This is a genomic window from Chitinophaga hostae, assembly GCF_018224885.1.
Taxonomy (GTDB): Bacteria; Bacteroidota; Bacteroidia; order Chitinophagales; family Chitinophagaceae; genus Chitinophaga; species Chitinophaga hostae.
The window spans coordinates 110,593-134,828 of sequence record NZ_JAGTXB010000006.1 but is presented as its reverse complement, the minus strand read 5'-3'; the positions used below and the strand labels follow the sequence as shown (position 1 = coordinate 134,828).

Annotated in this window: 20 protein-coding genes; 4 read left to right on the top strand and 16 right to left on the bottom strand. The window is 45.9% G+C overall.

The annotated features are described in order from the left end of the window. Window positions 1-266 precede the first annotated feature (266 nt). Window positions 267-2,480: a transferrin receptor-like dimerization domain-containing protein gene (locus KE626_RS14315; RefSeq protein ID WP_211973599.1), complete on the bottom strand. Its 2,214-nt coding sequence runs from the start codon at window positions 2,478-2,480 to the stop codon at window positions 267-269. 234 nt (window positions 2,481-2,714) lie between these two features. Here KE626_RS14315 and KE626_RS14310 point away from each other — a divergent pair, with 234 nt between their 5' ends. Then, window positions 2,715-3,062 (top strand): carboxymuconolactone decarboxylase family protein, encoded by a 348-nt coding sequence (locus KE626_RS14310; protein WP_211973598.1) that lies wholly within the window; start codon window positions 2,715-2,717, stop codon window positions 3,060-3,062. A 67-nt stretch (window positions 3,063-3,129) separates the two neighbouring features. Then, window positions 3,130-4,167, top strand: a complete 1,038-nt coding sequence (locus tag KE626_RS14305) for a 2-oxoacid:ferredoxin oxidoreductase subunit beta (RefSeq protein WP_211973597.1) — start codon at window positions 3,130-3,132, stop codon at window positions 4,165-4,167. A gap of 118 nt (window positions 4,168-4,285) precedes the next feature. On the opposite strand, the gene KE626_RS14300 is transcribed toward KE626_RS14305, so the two are convergent. After that, window positions 4,286-4,924 carry a LysE family translocator gene (locus KE626_RS14300; protein ID WP_211973596.1) on the bottom strand — a complete coding sequence of 213 codons (639 nt, stop codon included), beginning with the start codon at window positions 4,922-4,924 and terminating at the stop codon, window positions 4,286-4,288. Window positions 4,925-4,953: 29 nt separating this feature from the next. Further along, window positions 4,954-6,492 (bottom strand): GH3 family acyl-acid amido synthetase, encoded by a 1,539-nt coding sequence (locus tag KE626_RS14295; protein ID WP_211973595.1) that lies wholly within the window; start codon window positions 6,490-6,492, stop codon window positions 4,954-4,956. A gap of 179 nt (window positions 6,493-6,671) precedes the next feature. Here KE626_RS14295 and KE626_RS14290 point away from each other — a divergent pair, with 179 nt between their 5' ends. Together KE626_RS14290 and thiL are read left to right on the top strand one after the other, a co-directional pair. Then, a complete protein-coding gene (locus KE626_RS14290; RefSeq protein WP_211973594.1) occupies window positions 6,672-7,442 on the top strand; it encodes an inositol monophosphatase family protein in 771 nt (256 codons plus the stop codon). A gap of 3 nt (window positions 7,443-7,445) precedes the next feature. Then, complete coding sequence (gene thiL, locus KE626_RS14285) at window positions 7,446-8,477, top strand: thiamine-phosphate kinase (protein WP_211973593.1); 1,032 nt, start codon at window positions 7,446-7,448, stop codon at window positions 8,475-8,477. Between the two features lie 112 nt (window positions 8,478-8,589). Here the strand turns inward: thiL and KE626_RS14280 are convergent, their stop codons facing one another. The 13 genes from KE626_RS14280 to KE626_RS14220 form a co-directional block, all read right to left on the bottom strand. Next, window positions 8,590-10,269, bottom strand: a complete 1,680-nt coding sequence (locus KE626_RS14280; protein WP_211973592.1) for an ArnT family glycosyltransferase — start codon at window positions 10,267-10,269, stop codon at window positions 8,590-8,592. 40 nt (window positions 10,270-10,309) lie between these two features. Continuing rightward, the gene (nagA, locus tag KE626_RS14275; protein WP_211973591.1) at window positions 10,310-11,407 is read right to left on the bottom strand and encodes an N-acetylglucosamine-6-phosphate deacetylase; all 1,098 of its coding nucleotides are present in this window, start codon (window positions 11,405-11,407) and stop codon (window positions 10,310-10,312) included. Window positions 11,408-11,418: 11 nt separating this feature from the next. Further along, on the bottom strand, window positions 11,419-11,817 hold the full coding sequence (gloA2, locus tag KE626_RS14270) for an SMU1112c/YaeR family gloxylase I-like metalloprotein (protein ID WP_211973590.1): 399 nt from the start codon (window positions 11,815-11,817) through the stop codon (window positions 11,419-11,421). A gap of 98 nt (window positions 11,818-11,915) precedes the next feature. Beyond that, entirely contained in the window at window positions 11,916-12,719 is an 804-nt protein-coding gene (locus KE626_RS14265) for an amidohydrolase (protein ID WP_211973589.1), read from the bottom strand. 65 nt (window positions 12,720-12,784) lie between these two features. Further along, the gene (locus KE626_RS14260; protein WP_211973588.1) at window positions 12,785-13,243 is read right to left on the bottom strand and encodes a regulatory protein RecX; all 459 of its coding nucleotides are present in this window, start codon (window positions 13,241-13,243) and stop codon (window positions 12,785-12,787) included. Window positions 13,244-13,346: 103 nt separating this feature from the next. Beyond that, window positions 13,347-15,680 carry an ATP-dependent helicase gene (locus KE626_RS14255; protein WP_211973587.1) on the bottom strand — a complete coding sequence of 778 codons (2,334 nt, stop codon included), beginning with the start codon at window positions 15,678-15,680 and terminating at the stop codon, window positions 13,347-13,349. A gap of 236 nt (window positions 15,681-15,916) precedes the next feature. Further along, a complete protein-coding gene (locus tag KE626_RS14250) occupies window positions 15,917-16,987 on the bottom strand; it encodes a fatty acid desaturase family protein (protein WP_211973586.1) in 1,071 nt (356 codons plus the stop codon). Window positions 16,988-17,388: 401 nt separating this feature from the next. Next, window positions 17,389-17,889: an RNA polymerase sigma factor gene (locus KE626_RS14245; RefSeq protein ID WP_211973585.1), complete on the bottom strand. Its 501-nt coding sequence runs from the start codon at window positions 17,887-17,889 to the stop codon at window positions 17,389-17,391. Window positions 17,890-18,181: 292 nt separating this feature from the next. Then, window positions 18,182-18,715, bottom strand: a complete 534-nt coding sequence (locus tag KE626_RS14240) for an HdeD family acid-resistance protein (protein WP_211973584.1) — start codon at window positions 18,713-18,715, stop codon at window positions 18,182-18,184. A 585-nt stretch (window positions 18,716-19,300) separates the two neighbouring features. Further along, entirely contained in the window at window positions 19,301-20,839 is a 1,539-nt protein-coding gene (locus KE626_RS14235; protein ID WP_211973583.1) for a M28 family peptidase, read from the bottom strand. 129 nt (window positions 20,840-20,968) lie between these two features. After that, a complete protein-coding gene (rpiB, locus tag KE626_RS14230; protein WP_211973582.1) occupies window positions 20,969-21,427 on the bottom strand; it encodes a ribose 5-phosphate isomerase B in 459 nt (152 codons plus the stop codon). Between the two features lie 30 nt (window positions 21,428-21,457). Beyond that, on the bottom strand, window positions 21,458-22,315 hold the full coding sequence (gene tatC, locus KE626_RS14225) for a twin-arginine translocase subunit TatC (protein ID WP_211973581.1): 858 nt from the start codon (window positions 22,313-22,315) through the stop codon (window positions 21,458-21,460). Window positions 22,316-22,940: 625 nt separating this feature from the next. Then, window positions 22,941-24,215, bottom strand: coding sequence for a hemolysin family protein (locus tag KE626_RS14220; protein ID WP_211973580.1), 1,275 nt, complete (start codon window positions 24,213-24,215; stop codon window positions 22,941-22,943). Window positions 24,216-24,236: the final 21 nt, after the last annotated feature.

Genomic DNA, 24,236 nt, shown 5'->3' with positions numbered 1-24,236 from the left:
CGGATTTATATCTTGCCCAGGATTAGCCTGATTTTGAGGATTTTCAGGATTTTTTCCTTTATGATTTTAAAAAGATTAGCGAAGATGGAAGCGGATGATATTACTTGCTTTTGTCTTCGCTAATCTTGTAAAATCAAAAAAATAACTACCGCTTCTATCTTCGCTAATCTTTTTAAAATCATAAAGGAAAAAATCCTGAAAATCCTCAAAATCAGGCTAATCCTGGGCAAGATAAAATTCGCTGCATTTTTGCTAAAAGCTAACAGCTAAAGGCTAACCGCTGTAACCAAATACCCCGACAACCTTTTGATCGCTTCCGCCGCAACAGCAATCTGCTCCTGCGCTTCCATCCACCTGCGCTGTTCTATGGCCTCCCTTACACCAGGGATTGTTTTCACACCATAGCCGGTATAAAATCCGGGGGCATACAAGGTGTGCTTATACCATGAGCGGGCGGGTAGTCCCTTTTCGTTCAACAGCTGCTGCTCTGCCTGGTACAGGGCCTTGTTGAATGCGGCGCCTGAAAGATTTTTTTTGGCAGACAGGGCCAGTGTAACCGTATCCAGACCTGTCAGCGCATTTTGAAGTGGTGAAAAATCCAGGTAAGGCACTTCCGGCTTTGGTGTGGGCGGCAACAGGTGTTTAGCAGTATCAGTGGTGAGCTGGTATTTACGGTCGCGGATCAGTTGATTGTCGATAGCCGTGGCTTCACGCATGTTGTTGGTTAGTTCTGTGAGTTCGTTTACATAGCCGTTTACGGTTTCGTATAGTTTACGGAAATCAAATGGCAGGTTAACGGCATCGGCTACACGCAATGCCGTATGGCCTGCGGCTTTTGACAGTGTTACGCCGTAGTCGAATCCGGGATCTTTAAAACGCCGGTAGTCGTCGTAAGAGTCGTAAATGGAATGGTATTCTCCGCCGGCATCTTCTCCCCCGAAACCGAGATCCAGGGAGGGCACGCCCAGGTGTTGCAAGAAGGAGGAGTAGTCTGAGCCCGATCCCATGGCACCGATGGCAATGCCTTGTTTGGCGAGCTTCTCTTTCCTCAATTTAGGCGTGGCTGCTTTCAGTACTTCCGAAGCCTGTTTACGTGCGAGGATGCTGACAGATGTTTGCGGATCGGTGATATCGCGGGCTACTTCATTAACCAGTGTTTCCAATGCATGGGAGCCACTGGCATTGAAGAAACCGCGGCCGTTGTTATCTGAGTTAATATATACCACGGCCTTCTGTTGCAGTTCTGCGGCGTGATCTTCCACCCATTCGGTAGAGCCCAGTAATCCGGGTTCTTCGCCGTCCCAGGCGCAATACACCAGGGTGCGACGCGGGCGATAGCCTTGTTTATGCAGTTCCCCGATGGCTTTGGCTTCTTCCAGGAGGGCGGCCAGACCGCTGATCGGATCGGCGGCGCCATTTACCCAGGCATCGTGGTGATTACCACGAATAACCCATTGGTCGGGCTGTTCGCTGCCTTTTATTTTCGCAACCACGTTATAGCAGGGGCGTATCTGCCAATCGAAGGAGAGCTTAAGATGTACTTTGGCTTTCCCATCACCGATATGATAGGTAAAAGGCAGCGCACCGCGCCATTCTTCCGGCGCTACGGGACCATCCAGGGCTTCCAGCAAGGGCGTGGCATCGTGGTAGCTGATGGGCAACACCGGTATTTTCAGCAGGTTAGGCGCCTGTAAACGATCGAGCCGCTGCGCATTAGCGGTGGCGCCGATGTTTGGGGTGAGCGGATCACCCGGATAAATAACGATGTCCATAACGGAACCGCGTTGCACACCATATTCATTTTTGAAAGCGCCTTTCGGATATACGTCACCGTTATAGTATCCATCATCTTTGGGATCTGAATAAATAATACAGCCGGCGGCGCCGTGTTCCTGGGCTACTTTGGGCTTGCTTCCCCGCCAGGAGCGGCCGTATTTGGCAATCACTATTTTGCCTTTAACGTTGATGCCGGCACGTTCCAGGTATTCATAATCTTCCGGAAGACCATAATTAACATATACCAATGATCCTTCCACATCGCCATCGGCGCTCCAGGCGTTGTAGGTAGGCAGCTGTCCTTCCTGACCGGAGGTAGCATCTTCTTTCAGGGCAGGCTCTTGAAGCAGGGCTTTGTACGTAGCCGGTCCTGTTAGCTCCACTATCCTTTCCTTGGGTGTGGGGAATAATACCTGGTAGGTGACTATTTCTGCATCCCAGCCATAACTTTTGAAACGTTGGAGAATGTCTTCTGCCACAGCTTTACCTCTGGCTGAGCCAATATGATGCGGATGGGACGACAAGGAGCGGATAGTTTCCCCTATATGATTACTACTCAGTTGTTTGTCGAATTGGCTTTCCAGTTGCAGTTGGGTGGTGGCGGCAGCATCTGTGTATCCGGTCAGTTTTTTATCCTGCGCCCGGGTGGTGGCGCCGGCGCATAACAGGAGCGCCAGCAAACGGGCAAAGTTGGTTGTACTCATAAATGATGCAGATCTTGTTGTTAAAATGGGTTTATCTGTACAATATACAAATAGTCTATAATATCAATAGACTATTTTCCATGAAAAACCTCTCTCAATAACTTTTGGTTATGATCCATAAATACAGGTTATAGGCCAAATAGTCTACTTAGCCAGTAGATTAATCTATATTTGTAAATCCTTTCATAGCTTTATATGTGAAACGATCAAACTAATATCATAAACAGCAGTTATATGGCTAATAATACGATTCAGGAGTTCAACGACTATCGGGCTAAGATGAACGAGGTAATACTGGGCAAACAGAATAAAGTGATCAATCGTCTTTTTAACCTGGATACCAACACTTATGCCGAGGGAGCATTGAGCACCAAAACCAAGGAAATGCTGGGCCTGGTGGCTTCTATGGTATTGCGTTGTGATGACTGCATCAAATATCACCTCGGGAAAGCGTTTGAGCAGGGTGTTACCACCGATGAGATGTATGAAATCTTTGCAGTGGCCAATATCGTGGGTGGAACAATTGTAATTCCTCACACCCGCAGGGCGGCAGAATATTGGGAAGAATTACAGGCGCAGTGAACTGATATTTACAGGTATCTATCGTAACTTTACAGACTCTATCATAGTTTATATTTAATTCATACTAATGTCAACAGCAACTATAGCTCCGCAGGCAGCCCTAACGGCAAAAGACTTTGCAACGGACCAGGAAGTACGCTGGTGCCCTGGCTGCGGCGACTACTCTATACTTAAGCAGGTACAAACAATTATGCCTGGCCTGGGGATTCCCCGCGAAAATATTGTAATTGTTTCCGGCATCGGTTGTTCTTCGCGTTTTCCATACTATATGAATACCTATGGTATGCACTCGATCCACGGTCGTGCTACTGCTATTGCATCCGGACTGAAAGCGACCCGTCCGGAGCTGAGTGTTTGGATCGTTACCGGCGACGGTGATGGCCTTTCTATTGGTGGTAACCATACCATCCACTTACTGCGCCGTAATTTTGATGTGAACATCATGTTGTTTAACAACCAGATCTATGGCTTAACAAAAGGACAATACTCTCCTACTTCAGAAGAAAATAAAGTGACCAAGTCTACTCCTATGGGTAGTATTGATCATCCGTTTAACCCGATGGCCCTGGCCCTGGGTGCAGACGCTACTTTTATTGCCCGCAGTATGGACCGTGATCCGAAACACCTGCAGGAAATGCTGAAACGCAGCCACGCACACAAAGGCGCTTCTTTCCTGGAAATATACCAGAACTGTAACATCTTCAATGATGGTGCATTTGAAGCCTTTACTGAAAAAAGCAGTAAAGCGGATGAAACCATTTTTGTTGAACAAGGCAAGCCGTTGGTGTTTGGCGCCCAGAAAAACAAAGGTATCCGTTTGGATGGCTTAAGGCCGGTAGCGGTAGAACTGGGTGGTGATTTCTCTGAAAGCGACCTCTGGATCCATGATGAAAATGATTTCTATAAGGCTCAGCTGCTGACCCGTATGTTTGATGACGTGCGCATTGAAGGTCATTTACCGCGTCCTTTTGGCGTGTTTTATCAGGCTAACCGCCCTACTTACGAGGATATCATGCAGTTCCAGTTAACAGACGCCCTGGAGAAAAAAGGCTCCGGCGACCTGGACAAGTTGCTGGCTGGTAACGAAACCTGGACGATAGCATAAAGCCGAAAGGATAAAGCAAAAAGCTATTAAAACGAATGACCAGAGCGGATATTAATCCATCTACTCTGGTCATTCGTTTTGATAGCTTTTTGCTTTATCCTTTCGGCTTTATGCTCTACTAGTGTCCTAATCCACCCACTTCGAACAGCACTTTATACAATAGCACCACCCCAAAAATGATCATACTCACGCCGGCAATACGATTGAGCCACTCTACGTTAGTCAGCGTAAGCTTATGACGGATCTTATCAGACACAAATACCTTCAGGATATCTGCCGATAATACGAGGCCCAAACAAACCGTATACATAATAAACCTGTGGGAAGCAGGTGTAGCACTGTTAGCTACGCAAACGCCCAACCAGAAAATAATGACACCCGGGTTGAGCGTGTTCATTAAAAACCCGGCCAGCCATATTTTAAGATAGTCGTGCGTGCGGAACATCTCCGGCTTTTCATCACCAGTACTGATCTTCACCTTTTTGAACAAGAGACCATAAATCCCCATGGCTATCAGTAAAATTCCGCCGCCCACACCAATGGAACGTTTGTATTCTTCCAGGTCGCTGATAAAAGAAGTGGCCAGGTTACCTGTCAACACAAACATAATATCGCTGAAAGACACGCCCAGTGCGAAACTGATCCCTGCCTTAAAGCCATTATTAATACTGTATTTTATGATCGCGAATATTACCGGGCCCACCGATAAAGAAAGAAATAATCCCAGCCCCAGTCCCGCTACAATTGATGCTATCATGCTTATAATTTCCGTGTCACAGGTGCTACTTAATTCTTAACGGTTCTTCCAACCAGGAACTTTTCCCAGTCTTTTAGTTTCTCACCTTTCATTACACGTGGAAACTTGTTCATGGCGCCTTCCTTGCCTTTGCAACGGAGGTAATCAATAAACACGTCGTTGGGTAATATTTCCACAAATACTTCCTTCAGTGCTGCAGAGCGTTCTACGGCATAATCATCATTTACCTCGCTGAGCGTTTGATCAATGATTTCACGCACTTGTTCTGCATTTACACCGGGTGTATCCGTGCCCACATACCAGCGGTGTGCAAACAGGTTCTGATAAGGGAAACCGGCTACGGTAAATTCCCTTACTGTAATACCCAGCTTCTTTTGTACGTTATCAATGGCTTTGTTCATGTTGTCGATACTCATGTGTTCCCCGCAAAGACTAAGGAACTGTTTGGTACGGCCAACAATCACAATTTCATGTTCTTTTACAGAAGTGAACTTCACCACATCACCAATCAGATAGCGCCATGCACCGGCGCAGGTAGACAACATCACGGCATATTCCACGTCTTCCACCACCTCGTTGATCATGTAAGATTTAGGATTAGGCTTCACCTCTCCTTCTGCATCAAAGTTTTCCTCGTTGAAAGGAATAAACTCATAAAAGATACCCGCATTCAGCACCAGCTTAATACCCCTGGTACCGGGACGGGCCTGGAATCCGAAAGATCCTTCGGAAGCCATATATGTTTCAATAAACGCAATAGGCTTACCCAGCAGTTTCTGGAAGCTGTCGCGGTACGGCTCAAAGGATACCCCTCCGTGAATATAAACGGCCAGGTTGGGCCATATTTCATGGATATTCTTAACTCCGTGATACTTGATGATTTCTTCCAGTACAATCTGTACCCAGGCAGGTACGCCACACACGGTGCCTACGTCCCATTCGCGGGCCTTCCGCACAATCAGCTTAATACGCTGCTCCCAGTTGGGTTTACGGGATATTTTGCCTCCCGGCTTGTAGAAACGGCGAAACCACTTTGGAATATTTTTGGCCTGAATGCCGCTCATATCTCCCTCGTAATAATCGCCCTTCTCGTATAATGAAGTAGTACCACCCAACATCAGGATCCCTTTTTCAAAGGAGCGGGGGGGTATGTTAAAGTTAGCCATAGAATACAGCTGCTTTACACCTACTTTCTTCACCGTTTTCAGCATCGCTTTGGTAACGGGAATGTGCTTGCTGGCAGACTCCGAAGTACCTGAACTCAATGCAAAATATTTGATTTTCTCGGGCCAGCTCACGTTAGCCTCGCCCTCAAGGCAACGATACCACCACTCGTTGTGCATTTTGGTGTAGTTATGCACGGGTACTTTTTCACGGTATTGTCCGATGAAATTGGGGCTATCCAGCACGTCCTGGAATTGGTAGTGGCGACCAAACTCTGTCTCCTTGGCCTTCTCCAGCAACCGATGCAGCACCTGCAGCTGGTATTGGCGAGGTGTTCCTAACTTAAACGTGAACTTCTTCCTGATGCGTAGTGACCTGGAAATAAGATTACCTATAATGGCCATTAACTTTCCCTCTCTTTAATTGAAGTACAAAAATAAGTGGAATATTGAATATAAGATGACAGATAATTCTGAATTACAGGTTATGAGTTATCAACAAGTCCTCTATACATACAAAATATCCAAAGATGTAGGCTATAATTCGCAATTCATAATTCGCAATTCGTAATTACCTTTGCGGCATGTTAAAAACAACTTTACTCAAAGCTACTGAAGCCAGCGGAAAAATACTGCAACAATATTTCAATGGTCCTTTCGAGGTGAGCAGTAAAAGTTCTGTTAACGACCTGGTAACGGAAGTGGATAAGCGATCAGAAACAGCCATCATCAACATTATCAGGGAAACTTATCCAGATCACTTTATCCTGAGTGAAGAAGTTGGTGAGATGAAGACCGGCTCCGCCATAAAATGGATCATCGATCCTATTGACGGCACTGTCAACTACGCCAACGGGATTCCCATTTGTTGTGTATCCATAGGTGTGGAACAAGATGGAGAAATAGTACTGGGCGCCGTATACAACCCGTTTATGAACGAGCTGTTTGTTGCCGAAAAAGGTAAAGGCGCCACCCTGAACGGCGTACCTATCCACGTTTCCCAAAAAACCGATGTAGGCACCTCCTTCCTGGTAACCGGATTTGCCTATAAATGGCAGGACATGCCCAACAACCCGTTACAGGTGCTTGAACATCTCATTAAACAAGGCATCCCCGTACGCCGCCTCGGCTCTGCAGCCATAGACCTTTGCTGGGTAGCCTGCGGACGGTTCGACGGGTTTTATGAGCATCACCTGCAGGCATGGGATTCCGCAGCCGGCTTCCTGATCGTAGAAGAAGCCGGGGGCAAAGTGACCGACTTCTCCGGAAACCGGTATTCTCCTTATCAGAAGGAACTGCTGGCTACCAACGGCCATATTCATAGTGCATTACAAGACCTCGTTAACGGTAAATAAAAGATGGAAGAAAGAACAGAAATACAGGACCTGGGAGAATTTGGTTTAATCGACTATCTGACCAGGAACATTGAAATACAAAATGCCAGCACCGTTCTTGGTGTGGGCGACGATGCTGCCGTTATTGACCATTTTGGTAAACAAACGGTCATCAGCACCGACATGCTGGTAGAAGGCATTCATTTTGACCTGATGTATACCCCCCTGAAACACCTGGGGTATAAGTCGGTAGTAGTAAACCTGTCCGATATCTACGCGATGAACGCTACTCCTACCCAGATCACCGTGAGCATTGCTTTCTCCAACCGTTTCTCCCTGGAAGCGCTCAACGAATTTTATGAAGGCGTATATGCCGCCTGCGAAAAATATGGCGTAGACCTGGTGGGTGGCGATACCAGCAACTCACAAAAAGGATTCGTTATCAGCGTTACCGCCATCGGCGAAGTAACCCCGGATACCTTTGTGAAAAGATCTACAGCCGAAAAGGGCGATCTGCTCTGCGTTACCGGCGATCTCGGTGCAGCCTATCTGGGCCTCACCCTGTTGGAAAGAGAGAAAAAGATCTTTATGGAAAGTCCTGGCGTAAAACCGGACCTGGAAGACCAAACCTATATCATTGGCCGGCAACTGAAACCGGAAGCCCGTAAAGATATCATCGACTTCCTCCAACAGGAAGACATCCGGCCCACTTCCATGATGGACGTAAGCGATGGCCTCAGCTCAGAAATACTCCACATCGCTAAACAAAGCAACCTGGGAGTAGTATTGTACGAGGAAAAGATCCCGATTGCCCAGGAAAGCAGGGAGATAGCGCTGAAACTTGGTCTCGATCCCACCGCCTGTGCACTCAGTGGCGGCGAAGACTACGAACTGCTGTTTACCATGAAACAACAGGACTACGATAAAATTGTACTCAATGAGCAAATCAGCGTTATTGGCTACATGACCGATATTACCGAAGGCGCCCATATCCATACCAAAGGCGGCAACAAATTTAAGCTCGTGGCCCAGGGATGGAATGCATTCCAACAATAGCTTTTAGCTTTCAGCCATTAGCTTTTAGCAAAAATGCAGCGAAGAAGAACACATAATCAAATGTTCATCTTCGCTGCATTTTTGCTAAAAGCTAATGGCTAAAAGCTAACAGCTATCTCACTACCTCTACAGGAATGACCGGGCTATTATGCGTGCCCGGCATGTCGCCGGCAAATACAGAGAATTTCAATTGGTATTTCCCCGGCGTGTCCGGCATCACCACTTCCAGGTTGATTAACCGGCGTAGTACCGCCTTTTCCAATGTCATAGTAGATTTCACCGGAGGAAAACTCTCGTCCCCGGCAGTAAATCCATAGCCCAGTACGGGTTCATTGGTCCTGTCCAACCGGATGGGCTGGTGATAATCATTATTAGGCTGGAGGATCACATTTACATGTTCTCCCCGTTTAGCCTTAATGCTTTTCAGGGCTGGTTTCAACTGTATGAGCGAGTAAGAGTAATAATCTGACTGGATGTTATAATCCCAGGTGCCGTGCACCGTTTTTAAGCTGTCTGTAATAGGAATGCCCATGCCGGGTTCAAAAACCACCATCACGGGCTTACCCCATAACTCCGTTTCCGTATCCCAGAAGTTGTACTGGCTTCTGCGGGAATAGCGGCTGTTAAGGCTGTACGACAGCTGGCCTGTATAAAACATATACTTCGATGGCCGCTGATAGCTGTTGATAAACACTACCGGCTTTCCCTGGGCCCGGGCGGCCACCTGCGACGTCCATTCCCTGTTATGATGGATTTCGGGCCGTATTTCTACCCCCGGCATAAAATCCCATATCATATATACCCGCGTAACCAACACCAGCAACAGTGTAACCGGCAACGTATAGAGCAGCCATTTCTGCGACCAGCCTTTTCTTACAATGGCCTGGTGTGCCAATATCACCACCGGCGTAAAGAGCATCACCGTCCAGTTGGCCTCCACCCTGCCTTTGAAAGTACTCAACAGGAAAAAAGACAACACCCCGATTACACAAAATTTAAGCGCCCGCTCAAATGAATTCTGTATCGGGCAGCGGAATGCATAGTATAATATCAGCCAACCCAGCAAAGGGCCGAATAATAACAGCTGTCCTCCCAGATAATCGAGGGAGTAACTGATATCATAGGAAGAAGCATTACGGTCTACCAGGTGGTATTGAAGTGATGGGAAGCCGTGTGTATACTGCCAGTAAATATGTGGCAGAAACAGCACCGTGGTTATAATACAGGCTACATAGAACTTGAATACCTTGGCCAGGTTGATGTTGGACAATACAGTAAAGAATACCAACAAAACGCCGTGGTATTTACTGTAGAACATCAACGCCATAGAAAGTCCCAGCAGGATGGTATTCTTCCAGGTTTGTTCATTTACAAAATTGCGGTATACCCAGAAGTAAATAGCGGCAAAAAATATCAGCGGCACATCCGGTACTGCCAGGATGCCCCCTATCTGCATGGCGCCCATGGCGCCTATCAACAGGTAAAAAAGTTTATTGTCTTTGGAAGCGATCAGTCTTGCTGTAATCCACAGGGTGAGTGTATTTACCACTACTATCAGCAGTCTTACCCCCAGCTCATTATGAAAAATACCGTATCCTATTTTGATCAGCAGGGCAATCATTGGCGGGTGATCAAAGTATCCCCAGTCGAGGTGACGCGAATACACCCAATAATAAGCTTCGTCATCCCACAACTCGGAGAAACAGGCCTGTAAAAGGCCCAGCACCAGCCAGGTTAGCAGGAATAGATTTTTATACCGGTCTTTTTTTAAAAAACGAGTTAGTGCACTCATGTGGATATACAGTATGATTAATGCTGCGAAGATAGGGCTATTAACAGTATACTGTAGTATCCCAGTTTGAGGCAATGGCGATCAGCGCGGCATCATAGCCCACCGCAATACGGCCCAATGCCTGCTCACGGCCAATTGCACGGGCAGGGTATAATGACGCCATACGTAACGCTTCCTCCAGCGGAATGCCAACCTGCTCCACGCAATTGCGGACAGCCTTTGTCATGGTAAGACAGGAGCCGGATAACACACCGGTAGCACTTACATAGCGGTCTTTTTCCCGCAGGTATACATATCCGCCCTCTTTATTTTCCTCCACCGCATCTGTAATAAGAAACAGGCGGTCTTTCATTATTTTTTTACTGATACGGATAGATGCAAAATCCACGTGTACCCCATCTGCTACGATGCTGGCAGCCACTTTCGGATGATCATAAATAGCGCCTACAATACCAGGAGCACGGCTTTCCAACGGCGACATGGCATTAAAAAGATGCGTGGCATGGTGAATGCCATTATCAAACGACGTATAGGCCTGGGCGTAGGTAGCATTACTATGCCCGGCAAATATCACAATGCCGGCCGCTTCCAGCTGCCGCACCAGTTCAGGGTCGCAACATTCCGGCGCCAGGGTCATAATTTTCACCACATCCCTGCCATTTTCCAGTATCCAATCTATATCAGCTTGCGTTGGTGCATGAATATATTGTTCGAGATGTGCCCCTTTTTTGGCGGGATTGATGAAAGGTCCTTCCAGGTGTAAACCCAGTACGCCTTCCCCTCCCTGTTCCCGGTATGCCCTTACCGCCTTCATGGCTTCCAGCATTACTTCAGGGGCAATGGTAGCCACGGTAGGCATAATCCAGGCAGCGCCGCCGCCTTTGCTGTAAGCAACAGTAGCAGCCAGTGAGGTAACCGATGGATACATGGAAAACACCTGTCCGTTACCGCCATAGATCTGTAAATCAATAAACGCCGGCGCCAGCAGGGCTCCTTTCAGGTCAATTTCCCGGCTGGCCGCTGCTTTTTCAGCCGCTGGCGCAATGCTGGTTATTTTGCCCTGGTCAGTAGTTAAGGCATGATTTTCCAATATCTCCTCGCCGGTAAATATCCTGGCGTTGACGTAGGTTACAGACATACATTAAAATTTTACAGACGTGAGTTTACTTCGTATAGCTCTAAAGGCAGCCCGTCCGGGTCTGCAAAAAATGTAAATCGTTGCTGGGTATGGGGATCAATACGGATGGGTTCTGTTATTACGCCTTTTTCCTGCAACACAGCCACTGCAGCGGCGATATCCGCTACAGCAAATGCCAGGTGACGTAATCCGGCTGCTTCAGGATGGCTTACTCTTGCCGGCGGATCGGGAAAGGAAAATAATTCAATGATGTACTGGTTGCCCAGCGCGAGATCCAGCTTCCAGGAATCCCGCTCCTCCCGGTATACTTCACGTATCACCTCCAGGCCCAGCACATCGGTATAAAATGTTTTGCTACGGAGGTAGTCTGAACAAATAATAGCGACATGATGGACGGACTGCAGGAGCATGAGCGATGTTTGTATAGCTATTAGCCTTTAGCTGTTAGCTGTTAAATAAAGCGGGTAAATTTTGCGGAATGGCTATGGTGAACCATTACCACAGTACACTATCCTTTGGGCAGGATCGTAAATGCGTCTGCATCTTTGAGGAAAGGAATATTTTTCCTGACTTCACTGAGGCGTTCACGTTGAAGCGTATACGTAAAAATATCTTCGTCGTCTGATTTGCGGTAAATGATTTCACCCATAGGATCGATCAAGCTGGACTCACCGCTATGATAGATGTCATTTCCGTCGTTGCCTACCCTGTTTACGCCAATCACATAGCATTGGTTTTCAATAGCACGGGCCTGTAAAAGTGTGGTCCAGGCAGTTTTACGTCTTTGTGGCCAGTTGGCAACATTGATCAGCACATCGTACGCCGGCTCGTTGGTATCCGGCTGTATGTTATTGCGGGCCCATACCGGGAAACGCAGGTCGTAACAGATGCTCAGATTGATTTTCCAGCCTTTCACCTGTGCAATCAGTCGTTTATCGCCGGGCTGGTAATGATCCTGCTCGCCTGCATAACCAAATAGGTGCCGCTTATCGTAAGTACCATACGTGCCGTTGGGAAGCATCCACACCAGGCGATTCTGGTATTGCCCGTTTTCTTCGATGATGAGGCTGCCGGTGATAATAATATTCTTCTCTGCCGCCTTTTTCTTCATCCACTGAACGGCGCTGCCATCCATAGTTTCAGCCAGGCGTGCCGACTGCATACTGAAGCCGGTGCTGAACATTTCGGGTAAAATAACCACTTCTGTTCTTTCCTGTATGCTGTTGATTTTTTCATCAAACATGCGTAGGTTGGCTTCTTTATCTTCCCAGTGCAATTGCGACTGTATGAGTGTTACTTTCAGATCTGACATTATCGGTTATTGTGATCACAAAATTACGGCCTGACTGATTAGAAACTTTTCAAATTATTGCCTGCTTAGGCCTCCTTATTTGCGATTTGTTCAAGCGCATCGTTTATTAACTCGGATTCAAAGCCTCGTTGCAGCAGGTATTGCATTGTTTTATATTTCCGCTTCATCAGAATTTCTCCTTTCAGCGACTGGTATTTCTTTTCTGTGAGCTTTAGCAGCACCGTTGCATAGTCATCTTCATCAATCTCCTCCATCCCCTTTTTGATGCAGTAGGCAGATACCTGTTTCTGCTTCAGTTCCATCAGGATTTTCTTCCTGCCCCATTGTTTGATCCGGAATTTGCCACCGGCATAGGCTTTGGCAAACCGTTCTTCGTTGAGGAAATTGTCTGCTATCAACTCTGCAATGGCTTCGTCTACTTCCTGCCCCCTCAATCCGAGCTCCAGGCATTTATATTTCGTTTCCTGGTGGCTCCGTTCCTGGTAGGCACAAAACTGCCGGAGTTTTTGAATAGCGGTGAGCATTTCGCTGTTGCTTTTTGTAGCTGTTTGCCTTTAATAAAAATCTTCTACCTGCTTCTGCGGCTGCTTTATACTAAAAGTCAGCCCCCAATAGCTAAAAGCCGGATCATCTTACTATCCTTAGCTTGGCGTAGTTCAGCATGATCTTCTTTTCGCCGCCTCCCTTAGGGAACAAGATGGTGGCGATCCTGTTGTTGGGCGCGCCTTCCATAGCGGCAATGGTGCCAAAACCGAATTTCTGGTGCTCCACCTGCATACCTGGTTCCATACCGGCCGGGTCGTCGGGAGTAAAGTTTTCTGAAGGCACGTGCGTAGTGGCGGCAGAAAAAGTGGGCTTGGCCGCTGGTTTCTGAGCTGCCGGCTGCGATTGCTGGGCCGGTGTTTTCTTCTGCATCCGGTCAAACATATTGTTACTGTTACTCCAGCCGGAAGTATTGCCACCGCCAAAAGCGTTGCGTACACTGCCGCCGCCGGCATAGCTGCGGTCTATAAACTTCTCCGGCATTTCTTCCAGGAAGCGGCTCGGCTCATTTTGCACCAGGTTGCCAAAGCGGTAGCGGCTATTGGCATAGGTGAGCCATAAACGCGCTTTTGCACGGGTAATGGCTACATAAAACAGGCGTCTTTCTTCTTCCAGTTCCTCACGGGTATTGATAGACATGCCGCTGGGGAAAAGGGTTTCTTCGAGTCCAACGGTGAATACCACCGGGAACTCCAGTCCTTTTGCCGCGTGGATGGTCATCAGTTTCACCACATCGCTGTTTTCGTCAGTACCCTGGTCTGCATCAGTCAGCAGGGTAATTTGCTGCAGATAGGAGCCCATGCTTTTGTCGAGCAGTTCTCCTTCCTCATCGGGGGTTTCTGTGAACTCTTTGATGGAGTTCAGTAATTCCTGCACGTTCTCATAACGGGCAAGCCCCTCCGTAGTTTTATCGTTGAATAGTTCCTTTACCAGGTTGGTGGATTTACCTACGGCTACCGCCACATCATATGCGTTGTGGTTGGAAAGCAGTGCCTGGAAGCTTTTGATCATGATAACAAAGGCTTCGATCGCTTCTACCGTGCCTCCTTTGAAACCAAACTCCCTGGCTCTTTCCAGCACTTCCCACATAGTGATATTATGGTCATTGCTGAGCACAATGGTTTTGTCGATAGTGGTTTTACCGATACCACGCACCGGGTAGTTGACGATCCTTTTCAGGCTTTCCTCATCACGGGTATTCATGGTAACGCGGAGATAGGCAACAAAGTCCTTGATTTCCTTACGCTGGTAGAACGACAAGCCACCAAAGATGCGGTAGGGAATGGCTTTACGGCGCAGGCTTTCCTCGAAGGAGCGGCTCTGGGCGTTGGTACGGTAGAGGATCACAAAATCGCGGTTGTCGTAGTGGTTTCGCAGTTTCTGTTCTGCGATGGTATCTGCCACAAACTTACCTTCCTCATTATCCGTCATGGTGCGTACCAGTTTAATGGTATCGCCTTCGGTATTATCGGTCCAGAGATTTTTTTCAATTTGCCCTTTGTTATGCGCGATTACTTCGTTGGCTACATTAAGGATTGATTTGGTGCTCCGGTAGTTTTGTTCCAGTTTCACCACTTTCACATCATCATAATCCTTTTCAAACTGGAGGATATTTTCTATAGTAGCTCCGCGGAAGGAGTAGATACTTTGCGCATCATCTCCCACTACACAAATATTTTCATTTACGGCACCCAGTAATTTGATGATTTCGTACTGCGCAGGGTTGGTATCCTGGTACTCATCGATCATGATATACTTGAATTTGTGCTGGTATTTATGCAATACTTCCGGGAATGTTTTGAGCAGTACAAACATTTTGAACAGCAGGTCGTCGAAGTCCATAGCGCCGTTCTTGAATGTGCGTTTGGCGTACATGTCGTAGATCTTACCGATCAGCGGCCTGTTGGCGCGCATATCTTCCTGTTGTACCAGGTTGTCCATCTGGTATTCTTCCGGCCCCATCAGGCTGTTTTTGGCAGCGGAGATGCGGTTGTATACGAAGTTGGGTTTATAATGTTTATCATCGAGATTTAGCTCGTTGATAATTGTTTTGATAACGCTTTTGGCATCGTCGGTATCATAAATGGTAAAATCGTTCGGATAGCCGAGGCGATGGGCTTCACCACGAAGCAGGCGGGCAAAAACGGAGTGAAAGGTACCGATGTAGAGATTACGGGCTTCGCTGCCACCGAGGATCTTTTCCACACGTTCCTTCATTTCACGGGCCGCCTTATTGGTAAAGGTGAGTGATAAAATATTAAACGCATCTACACCATTCCGCATCAGGTGCGCTATACGGGTGGTGAGCACCTTGGTTTTTCCCGAACCGGCGCCTGCTACAATCATTATTGGGCCGTTGATATGTATTACTGCTTCCCGCTGTTGTTCGTTAAGCTCGTCTAAATAATTTGCCTTCATCACGACTGCTGTTTATATTTTATTTTGTAGTAAGATGAGTATTACAGAAGGGTGTAAAAGTACGGATTTTGTCTTTATCAGGATTAGACTGATTTTGATGATTTGAAGATTACATTTCCGATTTTAAAAAGATTAGCGAAGACAGAAGCGGATATCCACTTTTATCTTCGCTAATCTTTTTAATCTTATAAAAAAATCTTCTAAATCGGGTTAATCCTGATAAAGACAAGATCCACTCAGGGTTTTGCGCCTAATGCCTTCATAAACCGGAAATGCGATACTACGGCTCCCTGCATGGTAGGGATACAGTTGTAAGTCAGGTTATGTTCGGCGCATTTGGCCGCTACTATTTTGCTGAGCGCAGGATAATGCACATGGCTGATGCGGGGAAACAGGTGATGTTCTACCTGGTAATTCAGCCCGCCTACAAACCATGAAATCAGTTTGTGGCCAGGTGCAAAATTGGCGGTGGTTTTAATCTGGTGGATGGCCCATTCGTTTTCGATGACCCGTGCATCCTGGCCCACTGCTTCAAATTCGGTTTCTTCCACTACATGTGCCAGCTGGAACACGATGGCGAGGGTAAAGCCCATTACCAGGTGCATAACCGTGAACCCAATGGCCCAGGCCTGCCAGCCAACGAGTACAATCGGCAGGGCGATATAAAACACAACGTATAATACTTTGCTGCCCCAGAATACCATGTGATCCGTTAATTTCATGGGTTGCAGCGGAGTGGTATATACTTTACGGCTCAGGTATTTTACAAAATCCATGATAAATACCCAGGCAAAAGAAGAAATAGCATATATCAGTACTACGTAAATATGCTGGATCCGGTGCATAGGCACCCATTTCTGGGAGCTGCATTGCCGCATCAGCGGGCTTTTTGCGATATCGTCGTCCAAACCATCCACATTGGTGTAGGTATGGTGAATAATATTGTGCTTCTGTTTCCAGATGAAGGCATTACCACCCAGGGCATTGAGGGTAAGACCCAGGGTATCATTTACCCGGTTGTTGGTAGAATAACTGCCATGACAGGCGTCATGCATTACATTAAAGCCGATACTTGCCAGTATAAAGCCCAGTATGGCGCATAAAGTTACCGAGATAGCAGCCGGCATAGATATAAACAATACCGAAACATACAAAGCCACTGCCACCGGGAGCAGGATTGCTGTTTTAATATATAACTTCCAGTTACCCGTTTTTTTAATGTTGTTTGATTTGAAATACTCTTCCACAGCCGATTTCAGCGCAGGAAAGAACATAGCATTCTTGTTGTTGAAGGTTACTTTCGCCATATAAGCATTGTTGGATCCGGGACACAGACCATAGCAGGATCCGGAAGAGTTTTGATTAGTTCACTGCTAAATAACGGTTTAAAACCGGTAATTGTACAAATTCCTTAATAATAAATGGTTATTTAACAAAGAATTGTGTGTTATAGGGAGAATCGGGGGAATAATTCATGGTATTTTTCAGGGACCGGGTTACCGAAGTCCGCAAACAGGCATACAGCTGGGATACCACTTATCTGCAGATAGTGAACAGATAACAGTACATCTCATAATTAAACAATCTTTAGCTTACTACCGGGTAATCATAGTATTAGCAGCAGCTGACGGTGTGTTGTGCTGAGGGTTTGCAGACTTCAGTTACCCGAAGCCCGACTTGACCGGGTTATTTTACTCAATACGGTGCATCAGTGTCTCGTGATACGGGTTTTCAACATTTTACGGGCAAAATGGATACGGCTTTTCACTGTTCCCAACGGTTCATTCAGGATCGCTGCAATTTCATAATACTTATAGCCTTCAAAATACAGCAGGAATGGCTGTTTGAAGATGACAGGCAGGTTATATACCGCCATTTGTACATCTTTTACCCGCAGGTCTGATTCTGCGAAATTTCCGATAGCAGAGGGCTGATGACTCAACAGGTAATCTCCTACGGCATTATCGAGCAAGCGGTACTGCCGGTTACCGCGGCGGTAGTTGTTGATAAAGATATTTCGCATGATCGTATACAACCAGGCCCTGATATTGGTACCTGCGAGATATTTCTCACGGTTCGACAGTGCTCTGAACAATGTTTCCTGGTAAAGATCCTTGGCTGATTCTGAATCTTTGGTCAGGGTCACTGCGTATGGCCGCAGAAAATCGGCATTTCCTAGTAACAGATTATTGAATTCGGTGGATGACATAACGGTTAACTTTAAGTTATTCACAATTAGCTACGGCAACAGCCTTTTGGGGGCCGGGAGAATAAGGTTGACAGTAATGGTATGCCACCGGCTCTCCTTCCGGCGGGTACTGCCGGCACCTGTAAAGCCTTATCAGACAGGGAGGTATCAACACCCTGAAATTCGGCAGATACAGGTGCCTTAACCAGGTGTTATGGTAATCATAAGGAATAGTTTTTAGTTAAAGAATAAGCTTGCATATGGGGTATTTTTAAATAGTGAACAGGTACCCATCTTTAGTTTCAGCTATTGTTCAATGCCTGCTGCGCAGTCTGAATGACAACGATATCAACATAATACCGGTTACAATGGCATATATGCCAAACATCCATGTAAGCGTTACTGCGGCAGCTACGGGGTTGGAGACCAGGATAATACCGAAAATAATCGTCAGCAAACCGCCGGCAATGTACCAGCCTTCGCCGGTAATCACTTTTCTCAGCCTGATGGCAACAATCAGTTCAAACAGGCCGGCCACCATGGCCCAGAAAGCTATCAGGTAAATGAGTGCCGCGCCGGTAGCAAACGGATTGTAAAAGGTAAGGATGCCTAATATAACGCCCAGCAGACCAGAAAATAAGAAAATACCCCAGTTTTCGTTTGTTTTACGGGCAGCAATGGCGCCGATGACAGCAAACAAGCCGGCTATAAACAGGTAGGCTCCAAGGAAAACAATCAGGGTGGCAAAGGTGACACCGGGCCAACCAACGGCCAGTACCCCCAATACCAGGGCAAAAATCCCTCTTAACAAAAAGATCCACCAGTAAGCGCTATAAAAATTATCCATGCATTCTCATTTTAAGGTTTCACAAAGCGTAGCTAAATATCATGGCAGGATTTTGCCACCGCGTGTAATTGCGTTTCCGTTTTTCAACATTCTGAACAACCAGGACTATATATAAAAACTAGGTTCTAAAAATGCATGTAACTCAGGTGTTTTCTGTCACAACATCGGTCAATAGGACGCAGGGAAACTCTCCTTGCAGAATAGTGTTTTCTTATAGAAAAGGTGGCAGGTGTTTTCATATGGTACATTTATATGGTTACAGAAAGCGGAAAACAGGCATGATTGCTCATTGCCGATGAAAAAATAACCGCATGATCCTATAAATACCGATTGAACAACAACAGGTTAGTTAAAAATGTTTAATTGGGGAAGCCCGACTCTCAAAAAACGACTTGCTAACACTTACTAACTAACTGATCCCTACATTCACCGATTCTACAAATAAAAAAAATTATGTATGGTTAAAAGGACAAAGACCCTATACACAATTTAAAAAATTTTGTTAAAATAAACAAAAACGTTTTTACTGGCTGTAAAGCCGGTATGGCAGGGGATTAAGCCTGATTACGGGTACTGCAGACATCTTTATCTTTCGTGTCGATCCACCACCAGTTTACGATCGCGGTTGGCGATATCCCAGGCGGTATAAAAAACGAGGCGGGCACGTTTGGCCAGCAGTTCGTAGCTGATCTTCTCCACGGTGTCCGTATGGGCATGATAATCAGCATGTGTACCATTGAAATAGAAGATGATGGGAATGCCGTGCTGGGCAAACATGTAGTGATCGGAGCGGTAATAGAAACCTTCCGGGTCGTTGGGGTCGTTGTATTTATAATCCAGCTTGAGCTGCGTATAGGTATTGTTTGCCTTTTCATTGATGGGCCGCAACTCTGAGCTGAGTTTATTATCGCCGATAATGTACAGGTAATTGGTATCTTTTTCATGAGCCGGATCAATACGCCCGATCATATCAATATTGAGGTCTGCTACTGTACGTTCCAGTGGATAAACCGGGTGTTCCGTATAATACCTGGATCCCAGTAAGCCCTTCTCTTCGCCGGATACGGTCATAAATACCATACTCCTGCGAGGCCCGTTACCTGCCTTTTTAGCCCTGGCAAAAGCAGCGGCAATCTCTATAACGGCGCTGGTACCGGATCCATCATCATCGGCGCCGTAATAGATCTTATCATCCTCTTTTCCAAGATGGTCGTAGTGTGCGGTCACGAAAACGACTTCGTCTTTTTTATCGGTACCTTCCAGGTAGGCCAGTACATTGGAGGGATGGAGGATGGTAGCTGCTTTTTCAAACACAATATGGATATCGGTATTGATCAGGGCCGGGACCTTTTTTCCATTATCCAGGTCCTCCAGCAGCGCTTCACTGTTTTCAATGCCCATGATGGCAGATGCCAGCGCGGGCGTGATAAAGTATACGTTAGGGCGTGCCGTTGTATCTTTTTGCCAGTAAAGCCCGGTTGTCCTGAGTTTTTGCTGGTTTAACGCGCTGAAGCGACCGGCAGAAGGGGATATTACCAGGATAGCTGCTACGCCTTTATCATGAGCCGCCTTTATTTTATCTTCCAGGTTACTTTTATCGCGATGCATTCCTTTCTTTACCACATCACGGATCATGACCACTTTTCCAGTTACATCCTGTTGACGATAGTCGTCCTGCGCGGCGTTAACGATGCCCATGTCTGCGTATACCACCTGTGTGGCACTAAGGTCCTGTGCTACCCCGTTGCGCAGGTCCGACAAAAAATCTTTTCCGTATAAATATGTTTTTTCCTTTACAGTGATCGTACTGTTCAGTAAACTGTCGGCATACAATGGATAATACTGCTCCCATTTACCATCAACACCGGGTTGCAGGCCGGCGGCTTTAAACTGACTGATAATATACGCTGCTGCTTTTTCCTGTCCTGCGGTAGCTGTTTCCCTTCCTTCCATACCTGCTCCGGCAATGATGTGCAATTGCTTACTCACAGCTGCAGACGTGATGGTCTCGCCATACTTTACCGCTGCGGATTTATTTTCCACAGGGACATTATTTGTTGTTTTCACCTGTGCCTGTGCGGCGTTAACGAGGAGCAAACAAATGAAAATAACAGGAACTCTCATGGAGCATTTTTTAATTGGACAGGTCACACAACCTTTAATAAAAAAAGAGCCGGTTGATAGCCGGCTCTTTAATATTACTACATTTCCATGTATTCGTTACAGTAAAAAGTGATATGTGGCTTTAAACCATTACAGGCAGGCCATCTTACGTACCCTGTCCTGATGGCGGCCACCTTCAAACGGGGTACCTATAAACATTTCCACCATCTGCGTAGCTACAGGAATATCTACAAAGCGGGCGGGTATACACAGTACGTTTGCATTGTTGTGGGAACGGGCCAATCTTGCCAGTTCTTCCCCCCAGCAAATAGCGGCACGGATGCCCTGGTGTTTGTTGGCTGTAATAGCCACACCGTTAGCACTTCCACAAACCAGGACACCAAAAGCAGCCTGGCCTCTTTCAACAGCAGTAGATACAGGGTGTGCATAGTCAGGGTAGTCCACAGAATCCTTGGAATGGGTGCCATAATCTTTTACCTGCAGCCCTTTTGATTCCAGGTAAGAAATTACTTCTTCCTTATACTCAAACCCTGCGTGATCTGAGCCAATAGCTACAGGCAGTGTAAGATTAAATGCAATATTTTCCATTTCAATTACGTGTTTACAGATTAGAGATAATTACGACCACTCTTCAACTTCAGTCTTTGCCATCTTGTCTTCGCGATCTTTCAGCGCCTTTTTCGATATAAAGATACTGATTTCATAAAGACAGTATAACGGCACAAATACGATCAGCTGGTCTACCAGATCGGGGGGCGTAATAATAGCTGCCAGGATCAGGATCACCACAATCGCGTGTCGTCTGTAGGAACGGAGGAAATCCGGGGTGAGTATCCCTAATTTGGTGAGGAAAAATACCAGGATGGGCAATTCAAACAACAGTCCCATACCCAGTACGATCTGTGTCATCAGGTCAAAGTAATCATCTATAAAAAACTGGTTAACCGCCTTGGCTGTTACTGTATAGGATGCGAGGAAGTTGATGGTAAAAGGCGCCATCAGGAAGTAGGCAAAACATATTCCGAGGAAAAATTGAAAGGAAACCCAGAAAATAACGCCTCTTGCCCCTTTCAGCTCCTTTTCCTTCAATGCAGGCTTTACAAAGCGCCAGAACTCCCAGAAAATGTACGGGAAGGCACAAATAAAACCGATGATGAAGGCCAGTTTAAATTGCAGCATGATCTGTCCCACCATCTTGTAGTTCAGAAACTGCACCTTTACAGGCGTAATACAAAGCTGATTTCCGAGGCCTACCCAGTGTCCTAATTTACAAAGCACCACATAGGAAGGAAAATCTGCGTTGGTGGGTCCGAAAATAACATTGTCAAGAATTTCCTGTGTATACACGAAGCCAAATATGCTAAATGCCACAAGTGCCAGGGCCGACCTGACGAGGTGCCACCTTAGGTCTTCCAGGTGGTCGAAAAAAGACATCTCTGCCTTATCCTCATTATTTTCAAATAATTTCTTTAACATACTTTATACGGTCGAACGATGTTGAATACAGTTTCCGGTTAAGGATCACAAATATAGCAGTTGAATACTACAAATTACAGTAAGCCATGTATAAAGTCACCTTATTTTAATGCTGCTTTAAGTAGTTGGGTGTTCTGAAGAAAGCAAGTACGTAAAAAAGAAAGTTCCGGTAAACAAAAGGGAGAATAAAAGAAAAGAAAGGAAGCGGGTAGTACAAAAAAAGAGCCAGCCCGAGAAGAATCAAGAGCCGGCCTTTCATCCATTGTTTGTTAACCCCAAAAAAGTTGAATTCGAGAATGTCTTTAGCTTCCAGTTATACTACTTACCTAATTGATGGCAAGCGTTCAGAATAAGTAAGAATCCCTGGTTGCGTTTTATTTTGTAATACAAAAATAACAAGAATTATTTTATTATCAATGTTGGAACACTTTTTTTACAACCTTTTAACAAAAATCAAATCATTGTGTTACATCATCTGGAGCAAATGTATACAATCCGTGTTAAATTCCTACTACTTTTTTTAAAAACGTTTTAGCAAAATTGTTATTGTATGGTTAATCCACACATTATAGAAAAAATTATATCATATTAATATCTGATAAATCAACCTGATTAACGGGCATGTCTATATTAACATCTTCATCTTCACCATTTCGATCCTGGTATCCGTAACATTCAGAATATCAAACTCATAATCATCAATTATAATGCGTTCCTTGATCTTGGGAATGGTCTCATGATGGTTGATTATATAGCCCGATAACGTTTCACTTTCATCTTCCGGAAAATCCAAACCATACCTTTCATTCAAGTAATCAAGCTCTAATCTTCCTGAAAAAATATATTCTTTTTCTGCGATCTGCTTTTCTACAAACTCTTCTTCATCATGTTCATCCTTTATATCTCCGAATATTTCCTCGAGAACATCTTCGATGGTGACAATACCTGCTGTACCGCCAAATTCATCAACCACCCATGCGATACTTTTTCGTTCCTTATTGAATTTGCTGAGCAGGTCTATTGCGCTCATAGTTTCAGGCACTGCTAATATGGGATGAATGATGCTGCTGATTTCCTTTGGGTCCTTGAACATATCCAACTGATGAATATAACCGAGGATATTGTCGATGGAGCCTTCATAGATAACAATCTTTGACAGTTTTGTTTCCATGAATTTTTTCTTCGCATCGCCAATTGGGCGGTGTATTTCCAGCGCTTCTATTTCCTTGCGGGGAATCAGGCAGCCGCGGATCTTTACATGGGCGAGTGATAGTGCATTTTCAAACAATTCGGTATTCAGCTCCTGGTTGTTTTCACCAAGGTGTTGCTGAGATTGCCTGATAAAATGCTCCACATCCACGCGGGTAAAGGATTCGTCGCTTTCCACCAGCCGAACATTGAACAGATACTTCAGCATCCACTCGGATATTGATACGAGTACATTACCGATTACGTACAGCGGTTTTGCGATCAGGGAAATAGGCAGGGCAAAAAAGCCGAGCAATGCTTCCGGTCTGGACCTGAATATCGCCCTGGGTATAAAGAATCCCAGGAACAACATGATCAGCGTAGCCAGGATTACCTCCAGCAGGATCACCAGGGGCTGCATACCAGCGGCCTCTGACTGTTGCTTTGTCAATGAATCCCATGCCGGCTGGAAAAATCCTGCCACCATGATACCATAAATGACCACAGTGATCGTAAATCCGACCAGGCTGGTAGCCAGGAAGCGACTGGGGTTTTCATTCAAACTGGCTAATATTTTACCAGTAGCCCGGCCCTGCTTCTTTTTAAGCTCAATGCTAAGTTTATTAACATTGGCAAATGCCGCTTCTATACCAGAAAAGAAACCGGCCAGCAGTACCAGGAAAATCAAAATAATTATAGTGTATCCGTCCATCCTAACAAAAATACTGAATTA

What these genes read in the sequence shown, in the direction of transcription:
- KE626_RS14240 (WP_211973584.1), bottom strand. Translation starts at nt 18,715, where the DNA reads ATGGATAATTTTTATAGCGCTTACTGGTGGATCTTTTTGTTAAGAGGG.
- tatC (WP_211973581.1), bottom strand. Translation starts at nt 22,315, where the DNA reads ATGTTAAAGAAATTATTTGAAAATAATGAGGATAAGGCAGAGATGTCT.
- gloA2 (WP_211973590.1), bottom strand. Translation starts at nt 11,817, where the DNA reads ATGCTCCTGCAGTCCGTCCATCATGTCGCTATTATTTGTTCAGACTAC.
- KE626_RS14295 (WP_211973595.1), bottom strand. Translation starts at nt 6,492, where the DNA reads ATGGCCATTATAGGTAATCTTATTTCCAGGTCACTACGCATCAGGAAG.
- KE626_RS14235 (WP_211973583.1), bottom strand. Translation starts at nt 20,839, where the DNA reads ATGAGAGTTCCTGTTATTTTCATTTGTTTGCTCCTCGTTAACGCCGCA.
- KE626_RS14220 (WP_211973580.1), bottom strand. Translation starts at nt 24,215, where the DNA reads ATGGACGGATACACTATAATTATTTTGATTTTCCTGGTACTGCTGGCC.
- KE626_RS14300 (WP_211973596.1), bottom strand. Translation starts at nt 4,924, where the DNA reads ATGATAGCATCAATTGTAGCGGGACTGGGGCTGGGATTATTTCTTTCT.
- KE626_RS14245 (WP_211973585.1), bottom strand. Translation starts at nt 17,889, where the DNA reads ATGTCATCCACCGAATTCAATAATCTGTTACTAGGAAATGCCGATTTT.
- KE626_RS14310 (WP_211973598.1), top strand. Translation starts at nt 2,715, where the DNA reads ATGGCTAATAATACGATTCAGGAGTTCAACGACTATCGGGCTAAGATG.
- KE626_RS14305 (WP_211973597.1), top strand. Translation starts at nt 3,130, where the DNA reads ATGTCAACAGCAACTATAGCTCCGCAGGCAGCCCTAACGGCAAAAGAC.
- KE626_RS14280 (WP_211973592.1), bottom strand. Translation starts at nt 10,269, where the DNA reads ATGAGTGCACTAACTCGTTTTTTAAAAAAAGACCGGTATAAAAATCTA.
- KE626_RS14290 (WP_211973594.1), top strand. Translation starts at nt 6,672, where the DNA reads ATGTTAAAAACAACTTTACTCAAAGCTACTGAAGCCAGCGGAAAAATA.
- KE626_RS14260 (WP_211973588.1), bottom strand. Translation starts at nt 13,243, where the DNA reads ATGCTCACCGCTATTCAAAAACTCCGGCAGTTTTGTGCCTACCAGGAA.
- KE626_RS14265 (WP_211973589.1), bottom strand. Translation starts at nt 12,719, where the DNA reads ATGTCAGATCTGAAAGTAACACTCATACAGTCGCAATTGCACTGGGAA.
- rpiB (WP_211973582.1), bottom strand. Translation starts at nt 21,427, where the DNA reads ATGGAAAATATTGCATTTAATCTTACACTGCCTGTAGCTATTGGCTCA.
- nagA (WP_211973591.1), bottom strand. Translation starts at nt 11,407, where the DNA reads ATGTCTGTAACCTACGTCAACGCCAGGATATTTACCGGCGAGGAGATA.
- KE626_RS14315 (WP_211973599.1), bottom strand. Translation starts at nt 2,480, where the DNA reads ATGAGTACAACCAACTTTGCCCGTTTGCTGGCGCTCCTGTTATGCGCC.
- KE626_RS14255 (WP_211973587.1), bottom strand. Translation starts at nt 15,680, where the DNA reads ATGAAGGCAAATTATTTAGACGAGCTTAACGAACAACAGCGGGAAGCA.
- thiL (WP_211973593.1), top strand. Translation starts at nt 7,446, where the DNA reads ATGGAAGAAAGAACAGAAATACAGGACCTGGGAGAATTTGGTTTAATC.
- KE626_RS14250 (WP_211973586.1), bottom strand. Translation starts at nt 16,987, where the DNA reads ATGGCGAAAGTAACCTTCAACAACAAGAATGCTATGTTCTTTCCTGCG.